The sequence below is a fragment of the Alteribacter salitolerans genome (assembly GCF_016901055.1).
Classification (GTDB): domain Bacteria; phylum Bacillota; class Bacilli; order Bacillales; family Salisediminibacteriaceae; genus Alteribacter; species Alteribacter keqinensis.
Genome location: NZ_JAFEUX010000010.1, coordinates 31,445 through 48,446 on the forward strand (window position 1 = coordinate 31,445; position 17,002 = coordinate 48,446).

The following is a 17,002-nucleotide window of genomic DNA, read 5'->3' on the forward strand; positions in this document are numbered from 1 at the left end:
TCTAAGTAAAGGCAGAACTAAGTTGTTTAAACTAATATCTAACCTGTTTAAAGCCATTTTTAACCTGTTAAAACCACTTCTCAATTAACCAAAACAGCCTTCCCCTTTTTCCGGGAAGGTTGTTTTTCAGGCTGCCTGTATAAGCCAGGTACAACAACATGAAAACGTTTGCACCTTGCACAAAATTGCCGAAAAGTTTTGTGCACGTTTACAATAGCTACTTCTCATGCAAAAAAGGTACACTGTACTTACAGAAGAAAGCGCTTTTACATACTACTTAGTGGAGGGTGTTACCTATGGCAGATATTAGTTTTAAGAGTTTATACAAAATTTATGATGGCGATGTACAAGCCGTTACGGATTTCAATCTTGAAATCAAGGATAAAGAATTTATTGTTTTCGTTGGTCCTTCTGGTTGTGGTAAGTCTACAACCTTAAGAATGGTAGCTGGTCTTGAGGATATCTCAAAAGGCGAGCTTCACATTGGAGAAGAGCTTGTAAACGATGTGGCGCCTAAAGATCGTGATATTGCGATGGTATTCCAAAACTACGCACTTTACCCGCACATGAACGTATATGAAAACATGGCATTCGGACTTAAACTGCGCAAGTTTAAGAAAGATGAAATTGACCGCCGCGTGCGTGACGCTGCAAAAATTCTTGGTCTAACAGAAATGCTTGACCGTAAGCCGAAAGCCATGTCCGGTGGTCAGCGTCAGCGTGTAGCACTTGGACGTGCTATCGTACGTGACCCTAAAGTATTCTTAATGGATGAGCCTTTATCCAACCTTGATGCGAAACTCCGTGTTCAGATGCGTGCTGAAATTACAAAACTTCACCAGCGTCTTCAGACGACTACGATTTATGTAACGCACGATCAGACAGAAGCCATGACAATGGCTACTCGTATCGTCGTAATGAAAGACGGATTAATTCAGCAGGTCGGCCGGCCGAAAGACATTTATGACTATCCTGAGAACGTCTTTGTCGGCGGTTTTATCGGGTCCCCTTCAATGAACTTCCTTTCTGGTAAGCTTGTTGACGGATATGTACACATCGATAATATGAAAGTTAAAGTTCCGGCAGGTAAATTAAAACTTGTTGAGAGCTACAACAATAAAGAAATCACTCTTGGGATCCGTCCTGAAGATATCCATGATGAGCCTGTATTCCTTGAGTCGTCCAAAGAAACGCAGCTTGAGGCTAAAATTGATGTAGCAGAATTGATGGGTGCCGAAACTTTCCTTTACTCTAAAATCGGCGAACAGGAATTCATTGCCCGTGTTGACAGCCGTACGGATGTAGCAAGCGGACAGGACATTAAACTTGCTTTAGATATGAACAAAGCGCATTTCTTCGATCCTGAAACAGAATTGCGCCTGCGATAATTGTGTAACCCCCCCCCTTTTATAAGACGCCACTCTTTTAATCAAAAAAGAGTGGCGTCTCTTTTTCTGCCACTTCCTCAATTAATACAATACTTTCTTTGTGACAGTTTTCGCAGTAATACAAATGGGGGCATAACCCTTCTGATTGATCGTTTTTAATATTGTCTGTGAGTTTTACTGTATCGATTTCTTCATAAGCACTGTAGTTATCAAAGTAATCGGTATGTTTCCCGAAATCCTTTGCTTTTTTACCACACTGTGTACAGTTTTTCCCGATTACTGTGAAACCATTACAGACAGGGCATGATCCTCTCATAGCAGCCTCCTGACATTAAAAAGGGAAAGGTTTCCCTTCCCCTTTACAGCCATGTTATTCAGTTATTGATTAGCGCTGTCCGAATTGCTGTTCAGCTTGTTGTACAAGACGCTTAGTGATCTCTCCACCTACAGATCCGTTAGAGCGTGCAGTAGAATCCGGGCCAAGTTCAACACCGAATTCCTGAGCGATTTCATACTTCATTTGGTCAAGGGCTTGTTGTACACCAGGTACAACAAGTTGGTTTTGGTTTGCCATGTTTCTCACCTCCTCTGTACACATAGTTTGGTTTAAAAAACAATGTCTATGTGTAAAGGAAGATAGCAATTTAAGGAATAAATTTCGGAGTTTTAAAGGGGGAGAAATGATGTTGCAAAATAGGTGAGATATAAATGGTCTCAGTGGTCCGTGGGTTTGTTTTACCCATGCTGGATGTTTTTTCGCGTATAGCCTGAGAATTTTTCGCATGGCCCGAGGGTTTTTACGTTTAGACTCGCGTTTTTTACACTTAGCGACTGCCTTTTTGCACTTTAAGGCTCCGTTTTTACACTTTGACAGCATCTTTTTACGTTTAGCTCGGTTTTTACTTTAGACCCCCCTTTTCACACTTTGACTCACTTTTTTTACACTTAGCCGGCACCTTTTTACGCTTGGAAGTCCTGTCAGTCCTGTCACTTTTACTTCCCAGCCAAAAGAAAAACCGGCTCCTCAGCCGGTTTCCTGTCATTTTAAGAATGCTGTTTCTTTAGCTCATCATCAATAATCAAAGTAGGTTCAGTTGCTTTTTGAATATCCTCGACTGAGTAATCACCAATAATCTCTTTTAACACAAGGCCTTCTTCCGTCACATCAAGTACTGCACGGTCTGTAATAATTCGGTTGACAACCTGTTTTCCTGTCAGAGGAAGGGCGCACTCCTTTAGAATCTTAGGCTCTCCGGCACGATTGACGTGTTCCATGATCACGACTACTTTCTTCGCTCCGTGAACAAGATCCATCGCTCCGCCCATCCCTTTGATCATTTTACCCGGGATCATCCAGTTTGCCAGATCACCGTTTTCAGCAACTTCCATTGCTCCCAGAATCGCAACATCAATATGCCCGCCGCGGATCATGGCAAAGGATTCTGCGCTGCTGAAGTATGATGCTCCTTTGATAGCAGTCACGGTTTCCTTACCTGCATTAATCAGATCGGCATCAAGTTCTTCCTCTGTTGGATAGGGCCCTATTCCCAGAAGCCCGTTCTCAGATTGAAGAACCACCTGTTTGTTTTCCGTAATATAATTGGCTACCATCGTCGGCATTCCAATTCCTAAATTTACATAGTCACCATCATGAATTTCTTTTTCTGCACGTCTTGCTATAAGCTCTCTTACTTTGTGGCGGTCGACTACACTCATATTTGTTGCCTCCTCTCTTTATACTTGAGCCAATGTCCGTCTTTCAATCCGTTTTTCCTGTTCTCCAACGATCAATTGGTTAACATATATGCTTGGAGTGTGAATTTTCTCAGGATCGAGCTCTCCAACCTCCACCAGCTCTTCCACTTCAGCAATTGTCACTTTTCCTGCAGCCGCAACAAGAGGGTTAAAGTTTTGAGCAGTTTTTCTGTATACCAGGTTTCCATGTGTATCGCCTTTGTACGCTCTAACCAGGCTGAAATCAGCTGTGAAGGCCTCTTCAAGTAAATACTCCTTGCCATTAAACGTGCGCACTTCTTTACCCTCTGCTACTTTCGTTCCTACCCCTGCGGGAGTATAGAATGCAGGTATTCCTGCACCACCGGCACGGATCCGCTCGGCAAGGGAGCCTTGTGGAACCAGTTCCACTTCCAGCTCTCCGGCCAGCACTTGACGTTCAAACTCCTTATTTTCCCCAACGTAGGAAGCGTAAATTTTATCAATCTGCTTGTTTTCGAGGAGCAGGCCGAGACCCCAGTCATCGACACCGCAGTTGTTTGAAATAACTGTTAGATGTTTTGCTCCGTGTTCCCGTAATGCTTTGATTAAATTTTCCGGAATACCGCATAAACCGAATCCGCCAACAAGAAGTGTGGCTCCATCTTTAATTTCACTTACGGCTTCCTCAAAAGAAGAATGAATCTGTTTCATGTTCTTTCCCCTCCTTAAAAATATGCTCTGGTAAACTCTGGTATTGATTTCCGCTCCATTGCGTTCCCTTTCCGCGGGGGGCGCCGGTGAGCCTCTTCTATCTGACTTGAAATTCATGAGCAAGAATTAAATCGAAGTCTACACTGGATAAACCGGGTGCTTTCGGTCGGTAAATACCTGGTTTTTTGTGCGGTAAAGGTCGAGACGCTGCTCGAGTTCTTCTCTTAATTTATTGGCAGGGACAATTTCGTCCACAATTAACTCTGAAGCCAATCGGTAAATATCAATGTTTTCCTGATATTCTTTGCGCTTTTCCTGGATGAATGCCGGGCGGTCTTCCGGCGCCAGTTCAGCAATTTTATTTGCGTATACGGCATTTACGGCAGCTTCCGGCCCCATCACGGCAATTTGTGCAGATGGTAAGGCAATACAGCAGTCAGGTTCAAAGGCAGGTCCTGCCATGGCATAAAGGCCTGCTCCATATGCTTTTCTTACGATGACACTGATTTTTGGGACAGTCGCTTCAGACATAGCAGAAATCATTTTTGCACCGTGGCGGATTATGCCTGCTTTTTCAACCTTGGTTCCTATCATGAATCCCGGCACATCGGCAAGGAATAAAAGCGGAATATGATAGGCATCACAAAGCGTGATAAAACGTGCTGCTTTATCAGCAGAATCGTGGAACAGCACTCCGCCTTTCTGACGAGGCTGATTGGCAATGATACCAACAGCCTCACCGTTAATGCGGGCAAACCCCGTGATCAGCTCTTTGGCGAATAACGCCTTCATCTCAAAGAAGCTTCCTTCGTCCGTAATGCGTGCGATTAAATCCTTCATTTCAAACGGTGCGTTCTGATTTTTGGGAATCAGCTCTTCCAGGCTTTTCTCAAATTCAGGAACAGGCTTTGCCTTCACAGTCTTCGTCTTATTTTTATAGTTGCCTGGGAAGTAGGATAAGTACTGTTTGGCTTTCTCAATGGCTTCTTCTTCAGATGCAACGAGAATGTCACCGCAACCGGAAACCGAGCAGTGCATTTTTGCCCCTCCCATTTCCTCAAGTGAAACTTTTTCGCCGATAACCATTTCAGCCATTCGCGGGGAGCCAAGATACATGGACGCATTTCCATCCACCATCATTACGACGTCACAAAACGCCGGAATGTAGGCTCCGCCCGCAGCAGAAGGTCCGAACAACAGACAGATTTGAGGCACTTTTCCTGACAGCTTCACCTGATTGTAAAAGATTTTTCCTGCTCCCCTGCGGTTTGGGAACATCTCCAGTTGATCTGTGATTCTTGCACCTGCAGAGTCTACAAGGTAAAGAATCGGCACTTCAAGCTTTTCCGCAGTTTCCTGGATACGGATGATTTTTTCTACTGTTCTGGCACCCCAGGAACCGGCTTTAACGGTTGAGTCATTTGCCATTACACAAACTGTCTGACCGTTAATCTTACCTGTTGCTGTAACAACCCCGTCTGCCGGAAGCCCTTCTTGTTCTGAGTTTGCAAACAGTCCGTCCTCCGCCCAGGATCCTTCATCAAAAAGCATTTTGAGTCTGTCACGGACAAACATTTTTCCTTTTTCTGCGTTCTTTTGATGGTATCTTTCACCACCGCCACGCTCGATCTGTTCTACTTTTTCCTGCCACTGCACTTCATTGCTCATAAACTTACTCCTCTCTCCCTGCTTATCTGCCTGTATATTGCGGTTTTCTTTTTTCTTTAAATGCTTCAAGTCCCTCTATACGGTCTTCTGTCGGAATCGTGATTTCATATGCTTTTGCTTCGATGGCAATCCCCGTTTTCAAATCCGTTCCGGCACCTTGATTCATGGCAAACTTCGCCTGCCTCAGTGCCACAGGACCACATCTCACCATTTGATCTGTAAGCGCTTTAACTTCTTCGTATAATGAATGAGAAGTACTTACACTGCTTACGAGACCCCATTGTTCTGCAGTTTGTGCATCGATTTTTTTACTGGTGAAAATCATCTCTTTTGCCCTGGACATGCCAATGGCTCTTGGAAGGCGCTGTGTTCCGCCTGCACCGGGGATAATGGCCAGGGACGTCTCAGTAAGAGCAAACGTTGTATGAGGAGTGCAAATTCGGATATCACATGCAAGGGCCAGCTCAAACCCGCCACCAAAGGCCGGTCCATTTAATGCACAAATTGTAGGCGCGGGGAAATCATCCACAAGATCAATCGTCTCTCTGATCCGTTTAACTGCAAAGGGAACTTCTTCCACACTCAGTTCTCTCCGCTCTTTTAAATCTGCGCCGGCACTGAATACTTTTTCACCGGCAGAGGTTAATACAAGAGCTCTGACTTTTGGATTTAACGAAAGCTCCTTAACATGTCCCGCAATTTGATCAAGGACATGTTTATTAAGAGAGTTTGCAGCCTCCGGACGGTTGATTGTAAGCCATGCAATATGATCGTCCCGAAGTTCCAGGTTCACTAAACTCATGGTATCCACTCCGTTCTGTTAGCTTGTTTGTTCCGCTTTTTGTGCTCGTGCTATTTCCATTTGATGACTGATCAGCGGCTTTTCAAGAGACGTTTCAATAAAATGGCCGGCATTCACCAGAGAGCCAAGGTCAATCCCTGAATCAATGCCCATCTCACTGAGCATGTGAATCAGGTCATCGGTAGCCAAATTTCCCGAAGCACCTTTAGCGTACGGACAACCTCCCAGGCCGCCCAGGGATCCGTCAATCGTTGTAATCCCCGCACTCATTCCTACAAGGGTATTGGCAAGAGCCATCCCTCTTGTATTATGAAAATGAAGGGCCAGGTTCTCTTTAGGTATCGAAGCAGTCCATTGATTCAGATTGCTCTCAACCTGACGGGGGTTTCCAACACCAATCGTATCTCCCAGCGAGACTTCGTATACACCCATCTCAAGAAGCTTTGTTGTGACTTTTTCTACCTGCTCGGGAGAGACGTGTCCTTCATAAGGGCAGCCGAAGACAGTGGAAAGGTAGCCTCTTACTTTTTTGCCTGATGCTTTCGCTTCCCGGATCGTTTCTTCCAGTACAGGAAACGTTTCTTCTATGGATTTGTTAATGTTTTTCTTGTTATGTGTGTCGCTTGCTGACATAAAAACAGCGACTTCGTCTACGTCTGCCAGAAGAGCTTTCTCGAGCCCCTTCATATTCGGGACCAGGGCAGCATAGGTTACACCGGGCTCCCGCGTTATTCCCTTTGCTACTTCATAGCAGTCAGAAAGAGCAGGAATCCACTTTGGGTTAACAAATGATGTGATTTCGATATAGGATAACCCTGTCTTTGATAACTGATTGATCCAGTCGATCTTAGTTTGAGTCGGGAGGAACACCTTTTCGTTCTGCAGGCCGTCCCGGGGTCCTACTTCTTTTATGAGTACTCGTTCAGGATAGTTCATTGGAACCTCCTCTAAAACAGTTGAGGCCACTGAAAAAGTACAAACCAACTTTTTCAGTGCCTTTTATTTAAGTGACAATGGCTCCACCCGCTTGCGCGCCTGTTACGAGAAACCCACTCGTAACAGGCTTTTAGAAAATGCAACCGCTCCGCACATTGCTCAGCAGGCACTGGAAAAGGTAAAGACCAAATTTTTTCAGTGCCTTCAACAGTTAAGGAGCAGCAACGTTGCGACTCCTTAACATGTGATTTGATTTTATTTTAATGTAAGTAAAACGTCATCTTCGTTAACGAAGCTACCTTCTTCTACTTTCACTTCTTCAACAGTACCGTCTTCTTCAGCAGTAATCGGAATTTCCATTTTCATGGATTCAAGAATGACAACTTCCTGTCCGGCTGTTACTTCGTCTCCTGCTGCTACTTGAACTTTCCATACGTTACCTGCCATATTTGTCTTTACTTCTTTCATTCGTAACTCACTCCTATGCTTATACTTGTGTACGGTTCTTCTCAATCACGTATTTTTGTACGAATTGAGTGGTGGCGTTTCCTTTTTTGAACACATCGTGCTGCAGTGTTTCCAAAAGCATTGGAATGTTCGTTTTAATGCCTTCTACCTCAGCTTTTTCAAGACAGACGGCCAGCTGCTCAACAGCATCGCTTCTTGAATGACCTTTTGCAATTACCTTGGCGAGCATTGGATCATAGAACGGGGTCACCTGAATGCCTTCTTCTACACCGGAGTCATAGCGGATCTGGTCCATATCCGGGAAAGACCAGCGCTTCAGTTTACCCGGTGAAGGGAAGAAGGTTACTGGATCTTCAGCATAAATCCGAACTTCAATCGCGTGTTCATATGACACATTTCGCTCTTTAAGTTCTGAAATCCTCTTTTCTTCAGCAATTCTTATCTGCCATTCGACAAGATCGATACCAGTGACTTCTTCTGTGACCGGATGCTCTACTTGCAGGCGGGTATTCATCTCAAGGAAATAAATATTCTCCTGCTCATCCACAAGAAACTCGATTGTTCCAACATTGGTGTAGCCGATTTCTTTTGCAGCTTTTTCAGCATAGGCGAACAGCGATTTTCTTGTTTCTTCACTCAGGTTTGCTGCTGGTGCTTCCTCGATGATTTTTTGATTTCTCCGTTGAATGGAGCAATCGCGCTCCCCTAGGCATTGAACGTTTCCAAATGTATCTCCCACAACCTGTGCTTCAATATGACGTGGATTTTCAATAAATTTCTCTACATAAAGTTCTGCAGAACCGAAGAACGTTTCTGCTTTTTTGATTACAGAAGGAAGGACCTTAATAAGTTCATCCTTGTGGTCAACCCGCTGCATTCCGATGCCGCCCCCGCCGGAAGCGGCTTTGATCATGACCGGATAACCGATTTCCTCACAAACAGCGGCTGCTTCTTTCTCGTCAGCAGACACAAGGTTTTTACCCGGTACGACCGGAACGTCAGCCTTGACCATGGCTTCCCGGGCTGCGATTTTATTGCCCATTGTTTCCATAATCTCTTCGTTTGGACCGATGAATGTAATCCCGGCTTCTTTTACACGCTTACTGAATTCAGGGTTTTCGGATAAAAATCCGTATCCCGGATGGATGGCGTCAGCACCGGTCTCCTTGGCCACTTCAAGGATTTTATCCATGTTCAAATAGCTTTCCTTCACACGGGAACCGCCAACCCAGCGGGCTTCATCGGCTGCTCTTGTATGAACACTCGCTTCATCTGCATCTGAAAAGACAGCAACTGTCTTAATCCCAAGCTTTTCACATGTTTTAAATATACGAACGGCAATTTCGCCTCGGTTTGCTACTAATAGTTTTTTAATCATGCCTTGTCTCCTTCCCCATTCTCGTTTTTATCCTCTTGGGCAGCCGATCTCACGCGCAATGACGAGACGCTGGATTTCTGAAGTGCCTTCACCGATTTCCATCAGCTTGGCGTCTCTCAGGTGGCGTTCCACTTTATACTCTCTCATGTACCCGTATCCACCGTGAATCTGGATCGCCTGGTTACACGCTCTTGTTGCTGCTTCAGAGGCAAACAGCTTTGCATATGCAGATTCTTTTTTAAACGACTTGTTATTGTCCTTAAGCCATGCCGCTTTATGAACCATGTTTCTGGCAAGATCCAGTTCCATTGCCATGTCGCTCAGCTTAAATTGAATCGCCTGGAAGCTTCCGATTGGTCTGCCGAACTGTTTACGGTCTTTTGAGTATGCAAGTGCTGCTTCATAAGCGGCCTGCCCGATACCGACAGCTAAGGCAGCAATGGAAATTCGTCCCCCGTCAAGGGTGTATAAAAATTGATTGAATCCTTTATCAGGATCACCCAGAATGTTTTCCTTTGGCACTTTCACGTCTTCTAGGTGAATTTCGGTTGTGTTTGATCCCTTGACACCGAATTTTTCATAATCACTCCGGATTGTGACACCTGGTGCATCAGTCGGCACAATAAAAGCAGAAATTTTCTTTTTCCCTTTTTCATCCGTTCCGTTTACGGCAGTGACGATCACAATACGTGAATATTCGGTGTTTGTAATCCAGCATTTTTCACCGTTTATAATGTAATGGTCTCCCTGCAGCTCAGCCCGTGTCTGGGTGCCTCCTGCATCTGAGCCTGCATTAGGTTCCGTCAGACCGAATGCCCCGAGTGTTTCACCGCTTGCAATAGGAACGAGGTACTCCTGTTTTTGTTCTTCTGTACCGAAATAATAAAGAGGAGACGCACCCAGTGATACGGCTGCAGCATAGCTCAGTCCCGTTCCTCCGCATGCTTTTCCGATCTCTTCAACAGCGAGGGCATAAGAGATCGTATCTCCGCCAGATCCGCCGTATTCTTCCGGGAATGGGATCCCAAGAAGGCCCAGTTCTCCTATACGTTTGAATGTTTCTTCCGGGAAACGGGCAGTGCGGTCGACTTCATCTGCTTTTGGTTCAATTTCCTTTTTAGCAAAATCTCTTACCATTTCTTTAATCATCTGTTGTTCTTTTGTTAGTGAAAAATCCATATGATCCTCTCCCTGTATGGTTTCTAATTACTCAAATGTAAAGGCTTTCATTTTTCTGTTAAGCTTTTTCAGGAAAGTTGCTGGTTTAGGGATTTCTATCTTGTTGAAGAACTCTTGATGTTTCCGAATTCCTTTGCTTTCCAGGGTGGTGCCGGCAATCATCATGCGAAGGTCCGCCGCCTCTTCAGTGAGTTACGCGGTACAGCTCAAAGCACCGCTTTTCTGCAGCAATGGTTACACAATCAGCCTTTAATGACAATAAGGCCATCCTGACTGAGCAATCGTTCAGTTTCATTATAGGGAACTGTTTTTGAATTGTAAATAAATTTATACTATTTAAAATTATGTGAATCATTGAGCGTGAAAAACACCCGAAGAACTCATGGCCTCCGGGTGCTGTTTTAATTTCTTTTACTGAAATCAGGAAATGCAAACTGAACAATTTTTCAAACTAACGCCAGCATCCGTTCCAAGGCCAGCTTCCCGTCTCCGGCGACGTCCGCCGGGACATTGATCGTGTTAACGGGCTTGTTTTCCGCCACACATTCAAGTGCCCAGGCCAGGTGGGGAAGATCGATACGGTTCATTGTGAGACACGGACACATAAGTGGATTCACAGATACAATATCCAGGTGAGGGTTGGCGTTGATTAATCGTTTTACAAGGTTCATCTCTGTACCGATTGCCCATTTGCTGCCATTGGGAGCTGTCCGGATTTTTTCAATGATGTAGCTTGTAGATCCGGCATAATCGCTTGCCTGTACCACATCCCAGGTACACTCCGGATGCACGAGGATGTTTCTGTCCGGCTCTTCCTCACGAAGTTTCCTTACATGTTCCATTCTGAAATTTTCATGAACGGAACAATGACCTTTCCATAAAAGAACCCGTACCTCATCCAGTCCCTTCTGATCCCCCTCAAGCATCTTTGTACCAGGATTATAAACGCGCATCTGTTTGAGAGGAATTCCCAAGTCAAATGCCGTATTCCTCCCCAGATGCTGGTCGGGTAAAAATAAGATTCTTTTCTTCTGTTCAAGTGCCCACTTTACGATCTGTTTCGCATTTGAGGATGTGACACACGCTCCCCCATGCCTCCCGACAAATGCTTTAATCTCCGCTGTTGAATTTACATAGGTAAGGGGAATGATCGTATCGCCGTATTGGGATGTGAGGACACGCCATGCCTCTTCCGTCTGAGAATAGTCGGCCATGTCTGCCATTGAACACCCTGCCCTCATATCCGGCAGAATGACCCGCTGGTGACTGCTTGTCAGGATGTCTGCGGTTTCAGCCATGAAATGCACCCCGCAAAAAACAATATAATCAGCCTTTCCATTATCTGCGCTCAGCTGCGCGAGCTTCAGAGAATCTCCCGTATCATCTGCAAATTGAATGACTTCATCTTTTTGATAATGATGACCGGGTAAATAAAGGCGGGATCCCATTTCTTTTTTTACACGTTCAATTAATTCAATTAGTTCCTCGTCAGACTGCTGTTTGTAAAATTCAGGTATGACCGGGCGCTGCTGTAAAAAACTTTCGAGTACACTCACTTGAAATCACCACTCTTTTCATGAAAAGTAAGACTGATATCAAGGGCATTAACCGAGTGGGTTAACGCACCCATAGAGATCATGTGTACGCCGGATTCGGCGTAATCTTTAAGCACTTCCAGGGTAATGCTCCCTGACACTTCTGCAACTACATGATCAGGAATAAAAGTCATCCATTCCTTCGCCGTTTCGGGAATGACATTATCAAACATGATTACATCGGCTCCAGCTTCCAAAGCCTCAGTGAGTGCATCAAAGGACTCGACCTCCACTTCAATTTTCACCATGTGACCTGCCGCCTTTTTTGCCCGTCCAATCGCTTCTTTAACAGAACCGCATGCTGCAATGTGATTGTCTTTAATCATCACTGCATCATCGAGGCGGAAACGGTGATTCTTTCCGCCCCCTGCTTTTACTGCTGCCTTTTCAAGCATACGGAGGCCCGGCGTCGTCTTTCGTGTATCACAAACAGCTGTGTTGTATCCTTCCAGTTCCAGAACCGCTTGATTGGTTGCCGTTGCAATACCGGAAAGACGCTGAATAAGGTTTAACAGCACCCGTTCTGACATGAGAATGTCCTTGACCGATCCCTTAACCGAAGCGATAATGTCTCCTTTTACCACATGTTCGCCGTCTTGTTTATATACAGTAACGTCCGTTTGAAGACCAAGCTGTCCGTAGCCAGTTTCAAGAATCATTCTCCCGCAGAAAATCCCATCATCTTTTGCAATGTAGTCTGCTGACGCTTTTTCCTCTGATGAAAAGATGGCATCGCTTGTAATATCAGCAAACCCTATATCTTCCTGCAGCCATCTTTCAAGCATTGGTTTCAGTATCCATTGGTTCATATTCGGTACTCCCTTCTGTAAAACAAGGTCTGATCAGCTTTTCACTGATGTGACGTATGACTTTCTTTCCTTCCCACTGCTCCGGATTCTGCACGGGGCAGTCGCTTCGATAATGACTGCCTCTGGATTCAGTCCGGATCAGAGATGATGTGGCGATGAGCCAGGCTGTAATGAGCATATTACTCACTTCAACCTCTTTTAACTTCCAATTTTCCCTCAGGCTATGTAAATGCTGTTTCACTTGAAACGTCTCACAAAAACCTATGAGTTCCTTAAGGTCATCTGGATTTTTTTCAATTCCTGCCCCGTGTGATACTGCTTTGATGACAGCTTCCTTTTCGGGAAATTTCAAGGGTTTTATGTCTGCTCTACGGGTAGCTGAAGTGTTAATATTCCGGGGACGGACCGTAGCAGCAATATGCGATGCAGTTCTTTTTCCAAACACAATCGTTTCCAGCAGAGAATTGCTCGCAAGCCGGTTTGCCCCGTGAACCCCGGTACAAGCTGCTTCTCCTGCCGCGTATAGCCCTTCTACAGACGTACAGCCGTTTATATCTGTTCGGACTCCGCCTATTGAGAAATGGGCCCCTGGCCTGACTGGTATTTTACCTTTATATAAATCCACACCAGCTCTTTTACAAATTGCACTTACGGTTGGAAACCGTTTTTCCATATCAGTTACGCATTGAATATCGAGAAAAACGGGAATGCCTTTTTTCACATTTTCATAGAGTGTACGGGCAACTACATCTCTGGGAGCCAGGTCTTTTAACGGATGCCAAGCCATTAAGCGCTCGTTTTTCCCATTTACCAGCACAGCCCCTTCTCCTCTTACAGCTTCTGAAATAAGCCCGTGACTTTTATTTTCTGACCAGAGCAGTGTTGGATGAAACTGCGTAAACTCCATATCTTCCAGTTCAGCTCCTCCCCTGTAGGCAAGGGCTGAACCTTCACCTGCAAGGGATTTGTCTGCAGAGGAAGAGTCAAACAGCCCTCCATACCCCCCGGTTGCAATTACAACGGCGTCGGCAAAGACATGCTCAATCCCTCCATTACGCCCTTTGACCGTAACCCCTCTGCAAGACCCTTCATTTATGATCAGATCAACGACCTTCTTGTCCGTGAAAAGGTCAATTGTAAGGCAGGTTGACAGGATATGCTCCATCATCCGCTTACCCGTCTGGTCTCCACCGGCATGAAGAATACGGCGCACCGAATGAGCACCTTCAAGGCACCGGGCAAAGTCTCCGTTTAAATCTTTATCAAACGACATCCCTTCTTTAATCCATTCGTGAACAGCCCTGACACCGTCCTGGACAAGGGTCTTCACAGCTCTTTCATTCCCATGACCCGCGCCTGCATATAATGTATCAGCTGCATGGTGTTTTACATCATCCTCATTCACCGCCGCCGCAATTCCTCCCTGTGCTTTCCAGGAGCTTGCTCTCCCAGTCTTTGTGAAAATTATCACATTACAGTTCACAGACAATTCCCTGGCAGCAGTCAGAGCAGCCAGACCACTGCCCAGTATAATCACATTCAATTTCCGCATATGTACACCCCTTTTTAAAAATTTACAGGTGTCTTGACACATATCTTTACATAACTTTACACTTAATACAACTGTTTTTTTTAAAGGAGAGGATTTTGTGATTTTTTTAGATCATGCTTCAACAACACCGATGAGCCAGACCGCACTGGCTGTCTATCACGAAACAGCCTCCCGATTTTATGGGAATACAGCAAGCCTTCATGAGGGTGGTTACGGGGCCTCGCAAATCTATGAAGCTTCCAAAAAGGCAGTTGCAGGAGCACTGGGAGCAGACCCATCAGAGGTTTATTTTACAGGGGGCGGTACAGAAGCCAACGACAGAGCGATTCGTTCTCTCACGGCCCCTTATAAGGGAAAAGACAAGCATGTGATCACGACAAAGATTGAACACCCCTCCGTCTTATCTTCTGTTGAATTGCTTAAGGAAAACGGGTTTTCTGTTACTTTTCTTGATGTGGACAAAGATGGCAGGGTCCCCCTTTCTGTTGTAATTGAAGCAATCCAGGAAGATACGGTTCTCGTTTCTATTCAGCACGGAAATTCTGAAATCGGGACAATTCAGGACATAAAGGAGATTAGTCACATTTGTCATGCAAAAGGGGTTTTATTTCACACGGATGCCGTACAGACTTTTGGAAAAGTGCCCATAGATGTAAAGGAGTTAAACGTGGATGCTCTCAGTGTTTCCGCACATAAATTGTACGGTCCAAAAGGTGTAGGTGCAGTATACATAAAAGAAGGTGTGAACTGGCAGGAACTCGATTACTTTACAAGCCCCTCACACGAAAGAGGGTTTCGTCCCGGAACGGCAAATACACCAGGGATTGCGGCATTTGCCAAAGCGGTTCTGGATTGTGACCCGGTAAAAGCAGAAGATGAACTCCACAGACTCCGGGAATTTTTTATCAAATGCTTAAAAGCACGTGTTCCAAATGCAGTCATTGAAGGTCACAATACGTCGGTCTGTCCTCACATCGCCGGTTTCCGCCTTCCCGGAATAGAGGGGCAGTACATAATGCTCACGCTGGACCGTTACGGAATTTGTGTGTCTACGGGAAGTGCCTGTCAGGTTGCCAAACAAGAAGCTTCCCATGTATTATCATCTATAGGGAAATCAGAACAAGAATCTCGTGAATTCGTCCGCCTGTCTGTTGGACTGTCAACGAGCAAGGAAGACCTTATCCGTGCGGTTGAGGTAATCTCAACCATTACAAAAAGAACGGAGGAAGATTCGGATGCCAAAAAAATGGCTCGGGGAAGAACGCAGAAACAAAATTCACACCATGCTTAAAGCGGCCGGCAGTCCTTTAACAGGTACACAGCTTGCTGACAGGATGAATGTAAGCCGCCAGGTTATTGTCCAGGATATCTCCTTACTTAAAGCAAGGGAAATTCCCGTCATGGCAACTTCCCAGGGGTACGTCCTGGTAAACCGGGAACCCGGTTTTCCAAACCACCGGGTTGTTGCCTGCTGTCATAAACCTGACCAGACGAAGGACGAGCTTTTTCTTCTCGTCGACCACGGAATAACAGTTAAGGATGTCACAGTCGAGCACCCCGTCTACGGTGATCTGACTGCCTCCATAATGGTAAGCAACCGCGTAGAGGCAGAGAAATTCGTTGCAAAGATTGAAGCGAATAATGCCTCCTATTTGTCAGAACTGACCGACGGTGTCCACCTTCATACTCTTGAAGCACCGAGCCCTGAGCTTTTGGAAGAAGCGATTGAGGCCCTGGCTAAAGAAGGGTTTCTCCTTAATGAGTAGGCTTTGAACTTCGGGATCTGTGAAATCATCATATGGCATTAAAAACGGGCGGCTCATAAGGTGGTGTTATGTGCCGTCCTCTTTACTGAAACTAATTAAAAGCTACTGTGAAAATGTAATGTTGGGGATTTCTCAATCTCTCATCGATGTTCCAGGCTTTGTTGAACGGAATACACTCCTTTTCCGCGGACTCGCGCCGAGCCTCCTCAGGGCTTTGCCCTGGCGGCGGCTTGCAATGAGCAGGAATCAACAACTTGTTTTTTACCAAAACATCGAGATGTCCAGAATTCCGATGGCAATCATCACTACACCTGCTGTGCGCTGCACAATAAGGCCGAGGCGTCTTCCTTTTTTCATCACAACACCACCTGCTCCCAGGTAGGAGATGACCCCGATTACAATAAGAAATGGGATGGCTGTCCCTACTGCAAATACGGCAGGAAGAACAAATCCTGTGGCACTCGTAAACGTTACAGGCATAAGCAGCATGAAAAACAACAAAAACATTGTCGGACAGAAACCGAGAGAAAAGCTGAAACCGAGCATAAACGCACCCCATTTCCCCTTTTTTCCACTGGATCGATGACCTGGCTTTTTCCACAGCCTCACCGTCCACCTCATTGTGAACAACCCAAGCATATAAATACCGATTACAATAAGCATCGGGCCTAGAACACGCCGGATCCATGGAAAATACTGAGTCAACTCCCTTTGGAATTCCTGACCCACTATCCAGACAATGCTTCCAATCAAGGTAAATGCAACGACTTTTCCCAATGTATAAAATAAAGAGTCTGCCCAAGAAACACCGTGATTTACAGATTTTGATCCGTAAAGAGTGATCGCACTCAGGTTCCCTGAGAACTGGCATGGAGCAAGAGCCCCCACCAGACCAAGAAGTAACGCAAATAAAAGGGGAATCGACTCTGCACGGTTGGCTGCATTCATAAACGGTTCCCTCAAAATGGCACTGATTCCTTCTATCATTTCAAACATAATATACTCTCCCAGTCAAACAGTCTGTATCCATATTA

Annotated in this window: 17 protein-coding genes; 3 read left to right on the top strand and 14 right to left on the bottom strand. The window is 45.4% G+C overall.

What is annotated here, in order from left to right:
• Window positions 1-296: 296 nt before the first annotated feature.
• A complete protein-coding gene (locus tag JSY36_RS16705) occupies window positions 297-1,388 on the top strand; it encodes an ABC transporter ATP-binding protein (protein ID WP_122896206.1) in 1,092 nt (363 codons plus the stop codon).
• 37 nt (window positions 1,389-1,425) lie between these two features.
• On the opposite strand, the gene JSY36_RS16710 is transcribed toward JSY36_RS16705, so the two are convergent.
• The 13 genes from JSY36_RS16710 to nadB all read right to left on the bottom strand — a co-directional run bounded on the left by JSY36_RS16710 (window position 1,426) and on the right by nadB (window position 14,202).
• Window positions 1,426-1,704, bottom strand: coding sequence for a hypothetical protein (locus JSY36_RS16710; RefSeq protein ID WP_205167215.1), 279 nt, complete (start codon window positions 1,702-1,704; stop codon window positions 1,426-1,428).
• A 69-nt stretch (window positions 1,705-1,773) separates the two neighbouring features.
• Complete coding sequence (locus JSY36_RS16715; protein WP_122896204.1) at window positions 1,774-1,962, bottom strand: alpha/beta-type small acid-soluble spore protein; 189 nt, start codon at window positions 1,960-1,962, stop codon at window positions 1,774-1,776.
• Between the two features lie 470 nt (window positions 1,963-2,432).
• Entirely contained in the window at window positions 2,433-3,104 is a 672-nt protein-coding gene (locus JSY36_RS16720; protein WP_122896203.1) for a CoA transferase subunit B, read from the bottom strand.
• An 18-nt stretch (window positions 3,105-3,122) separates the two neighbouring features.
• A complete protein-coding gene (locus tag JSY36_RS16725) occupies window positions 3,123-3,815 on the bottom strand; it encodes a CoA transferase subunit A (protein ID WP_122896202.1) in 693 nt (230 codons plus the stop codon).
• A 138-nt stretch (window positions 3,816-3,953) separates the two neighbouring features.
• Window positions 3,954-5,483 (bottom strand): acyl-CoA carboxylase subunit beta, encoded by a 1,530-nt coding sequence (locus JSY36_RS16730; RefSeq protein ID WP_122896201.1) that lies wholly within the window; start codon window positions 5,481-5,483, stop codon window positions 3,954-3,956.
• A 22-nt stretch (window positions 5,484-5,505) separates the two neighbouring features.
• Entirely contained in the window at window positions 5,506-6,285 is a 780-nt protein-coding gene (locus tag JSY36_RS16735; protein ID WP_205167216.1) for an enoyl-CoA hydratase-related protein, read from the bottom strand.
• Between the two features lie 18 nt (window positions 6,286-6,303).
• Window positions 6,304-7,221, bottom strand: a complete 918-nt coding sequence (locus JSY36_RS16740) for a hydroxymethylglutaryl-CoA lyase (RefSeq protein WP_205167217.1) — start codon at window positions 7,219-7,221, stop codon at window positions 6,304-6,306.
• Between the two features lie 255 nt (window positions 7,222-7,476).
• The gene (locus JSY36_RS16745) at window positions 7,477-7,689 is read right to left on the bottom strand and encodes an acetyl-CoA carboxylase biotin carboxyl carrier protein subunit (protein ID WP_122896198.1); all 213 of its coding nucleotides are present in this window, start codon (window positions 7,687-7,689) and stop codon (window positions 7,477-7,479) included.
• A 19-nt stretch (window positions 7,690-7,708) separates the two neighbouring features.
• Window positions 7,709-9,067 carry an acetyl-CoA carboxylase biotin carboxylase subunit gene (locus tag JSY36_RS16750; RefSeq protein ID WP_205167218.1) on the bottom strand — a complete coding sequence of 453 codons (1,359 nt, stop codon included), beginning with the start codon at window positions 9,065-9,067 and terminating at the stop codon, window positions 7,709-7,711.
• Window positions 9,068-9,094: 27 nt separating this feature from the next.
• A complete protein-coding gene (locus JSY36_RS16755) occupies window positions 9,095-10,246 on the bottom strand; it encodes an acyl-CoA dehydrogenase family protein (RefSeq protein ID WP_205167219.1) in 1,152 nt (383 codons plus the stop codon).
• Window positions 10,247-10,692: 446 nt separating this feature from the next.
• Window positions 10,693-11,802: a quinolinate synthase NadA gene (gene nadA, locus JSY36_RS16760; protein WP_205167220.1), complete on the bottom strand. Its 1,110-nt coding sequence runs from the start codon at window positions 11,800-11,802 to the stop codon at window positions 10,693-10,695.
• Window positions 11,799-12,650, bottom strand: a complete 852-nt coding sequence (nadC, locus tag JSY36_RS16765) for a carboxylating nicotinate-nucleotide diphosphorylase (RefSeq protein WP_205167221.1) — start codon at window positions 12,648-12,650, stop codon at window positions 11,799-11,801. The genes nadA and nadC overlap by 4 nt, the downstream gene beginning before the upstream one ends.
• The gene (nadB, locus tag JSY36_RS16770; protein WP_205167222.1) at window positions 12,619-14,202 is read right to left on the bottom strand and encodes an L-aspartate oxidase; all 1,584 of its coding nucleotides are present in this window, start codon (window positions 14,200-14,202) and stop codon (window positions 12,619-12,621) included. Before nadB ends, nadC begins: the two co-directional genes overlap by 32 nt.
• Before the next feature lie 97 nt (window positions 14,203-14,299).
• Between nadB and JSY36_RS16775 the strand changes: the two genes are divergently transcribed.
• Complete coding sequence (locus tag JSY36_RS16775) at window positions 14,300-15,493, top strand: IscS subfamily cysteine desulfurase (RefSeq protein WP_205167223.1); 1,194 nt, start codon at window positions 14,300-14,302, stop codon at window positions 15,491-15,493.
• Window positions 15,438-15,968, top strand: coding sequence for a transcription repressor NadR (locus tag JSY36_RS16780; RefSeq protein ID WP_205167224.1), 531 nt, complete (start codon window positions 15,438-15,440; stop codon window positions 15,966-15,968). Before JSY36_RS16775 ends, JSY36_RS16780 begins: the two co-directional genes overlap by 56 nt.
• Window positions 15,969-16,229: 261 nt before the next feature.
• Here JSY36_RS16780 and JSY36_RS16785 read toward each other — a convergent pair whose 3' ends face one another.
• Window positions 16,230-16,964 (bottom strand): urease accessory protein UreH domain-containing protein, encoded by a 735-nt coding sequence (locus tag JSY36_RS16785; RefSeq protein WP_205167225.1) that lies wholly within the window; start codon window positions 16,962-16,964, stop codon window positions 16,230-16,232.
• Window positions 16,965-17,002: the final 38 nt, after the last annotated feature.

Bases quoted from the DNA above. Each gene is read 5' to 3' on its own strand.
- JSY36_RS16705 (WP_122896206.1), top strand. From the start codon at position 297: ATGGCAGATATTAGTTTTAAGAGTTTATACAAAATTTATGATGGCGAT.
- JSY36_RS16710 (WP_205167215.1), bottom strand. From the start codon at position 1,704: ATGAGAGGATCATGCCCTGTCTGTAATGGTTTCACAGTAATCGGGAAA.
- JSY36_RS16715 (WP_122896204.1), bottom strand. From the start codon at position 1,962: ATGGCAAACCAAAACCAACTTGTTGTACCTGGTGTACAACAAGCCCTT.
- JSY36_RS16720 (WP_122896203.1), bottom strand. From the start codon at position 3,104: ATGAGTGTAGTCGACCGCCACAAAGTAAGAGAGCTTATAGCAAGACGT.
- JSY36_RS16725 (WP_122896202.1), bottom strand. From the start codon at position 3,815: ATGAAACAGATTCATTCTTCTTTTGAGGAAGCCGTAAGTGAAATTAAA.
- JSY36_RS16730 (WP_122896201.1), bottom strand. From the start codon at position 5,483: ATGAGCAATGAAGTGCAGTGGCAGGAAAAAGTAGAACAGATCGAGCGT.
- JSY36_RS16735 (WP_205167216.1), bottom strand. From the start codon at position 6,285: ATGAGTTTAGTGAACCTGGAACTTCGGGACGATCATATTGCATGGCTT.
- JSY36_RS16740 (WP_205167217.1), bottom strand. From the start codon at position 7,221: ATGAACTATCCTGAACGAGTACTCATAAAAGAAGTAGGACCCCGGGAC.
- JSY36_RS16745 (WP_122896198.1), bottom strand. From the start codon at position 7,689: ATGAAAGAAGTAAAGACAAATATGGCAGGTAACGTATGGAAAGTTCAA.
- JSY36_RS16750 (WP_205167218.1), bottom strand. From the start codon at position 9,067: ATGATTAAAAAACTATTAGTAGCAAACCGAGGCGAAATTGCCGTTCGT.
- JSY36_RS16755 (WP_205167219.1), bottom strand. From the start codon at position 10,246: ATGGATTTTTCACTAACAAAAGAACAACAGATGATTAAAGAAATGGTA.
- nadC (WP_205167221.1), bottom strand. From the start codon at position 12,650: ATGAACCAATGGATACTGAAACCAATGCTTGAAAGATGGCTGCAGGAA.
- nadB (WP_205167222.1), bottom strand. From the start codon at position 14,202: ATGCGGAAATTGAATGTGATTATACTGGGCAGTGGTCTGGCTGCTCTG.
- JSY36_RS16780 (WP_205167224.1), top strand. From the start codon at position 15,438: ATGCCAAAAAAATGGCTCGGGGAAGAACGCAGAAACAAAATTCACACC.
- JSY36_RS16785 (WP_205167225.1), bottom strand. From the start codon at position 16,964: ATGTTTGAAATGATAGAAGGAATCAGTGCCATTTTGAGGGAACCGTTT.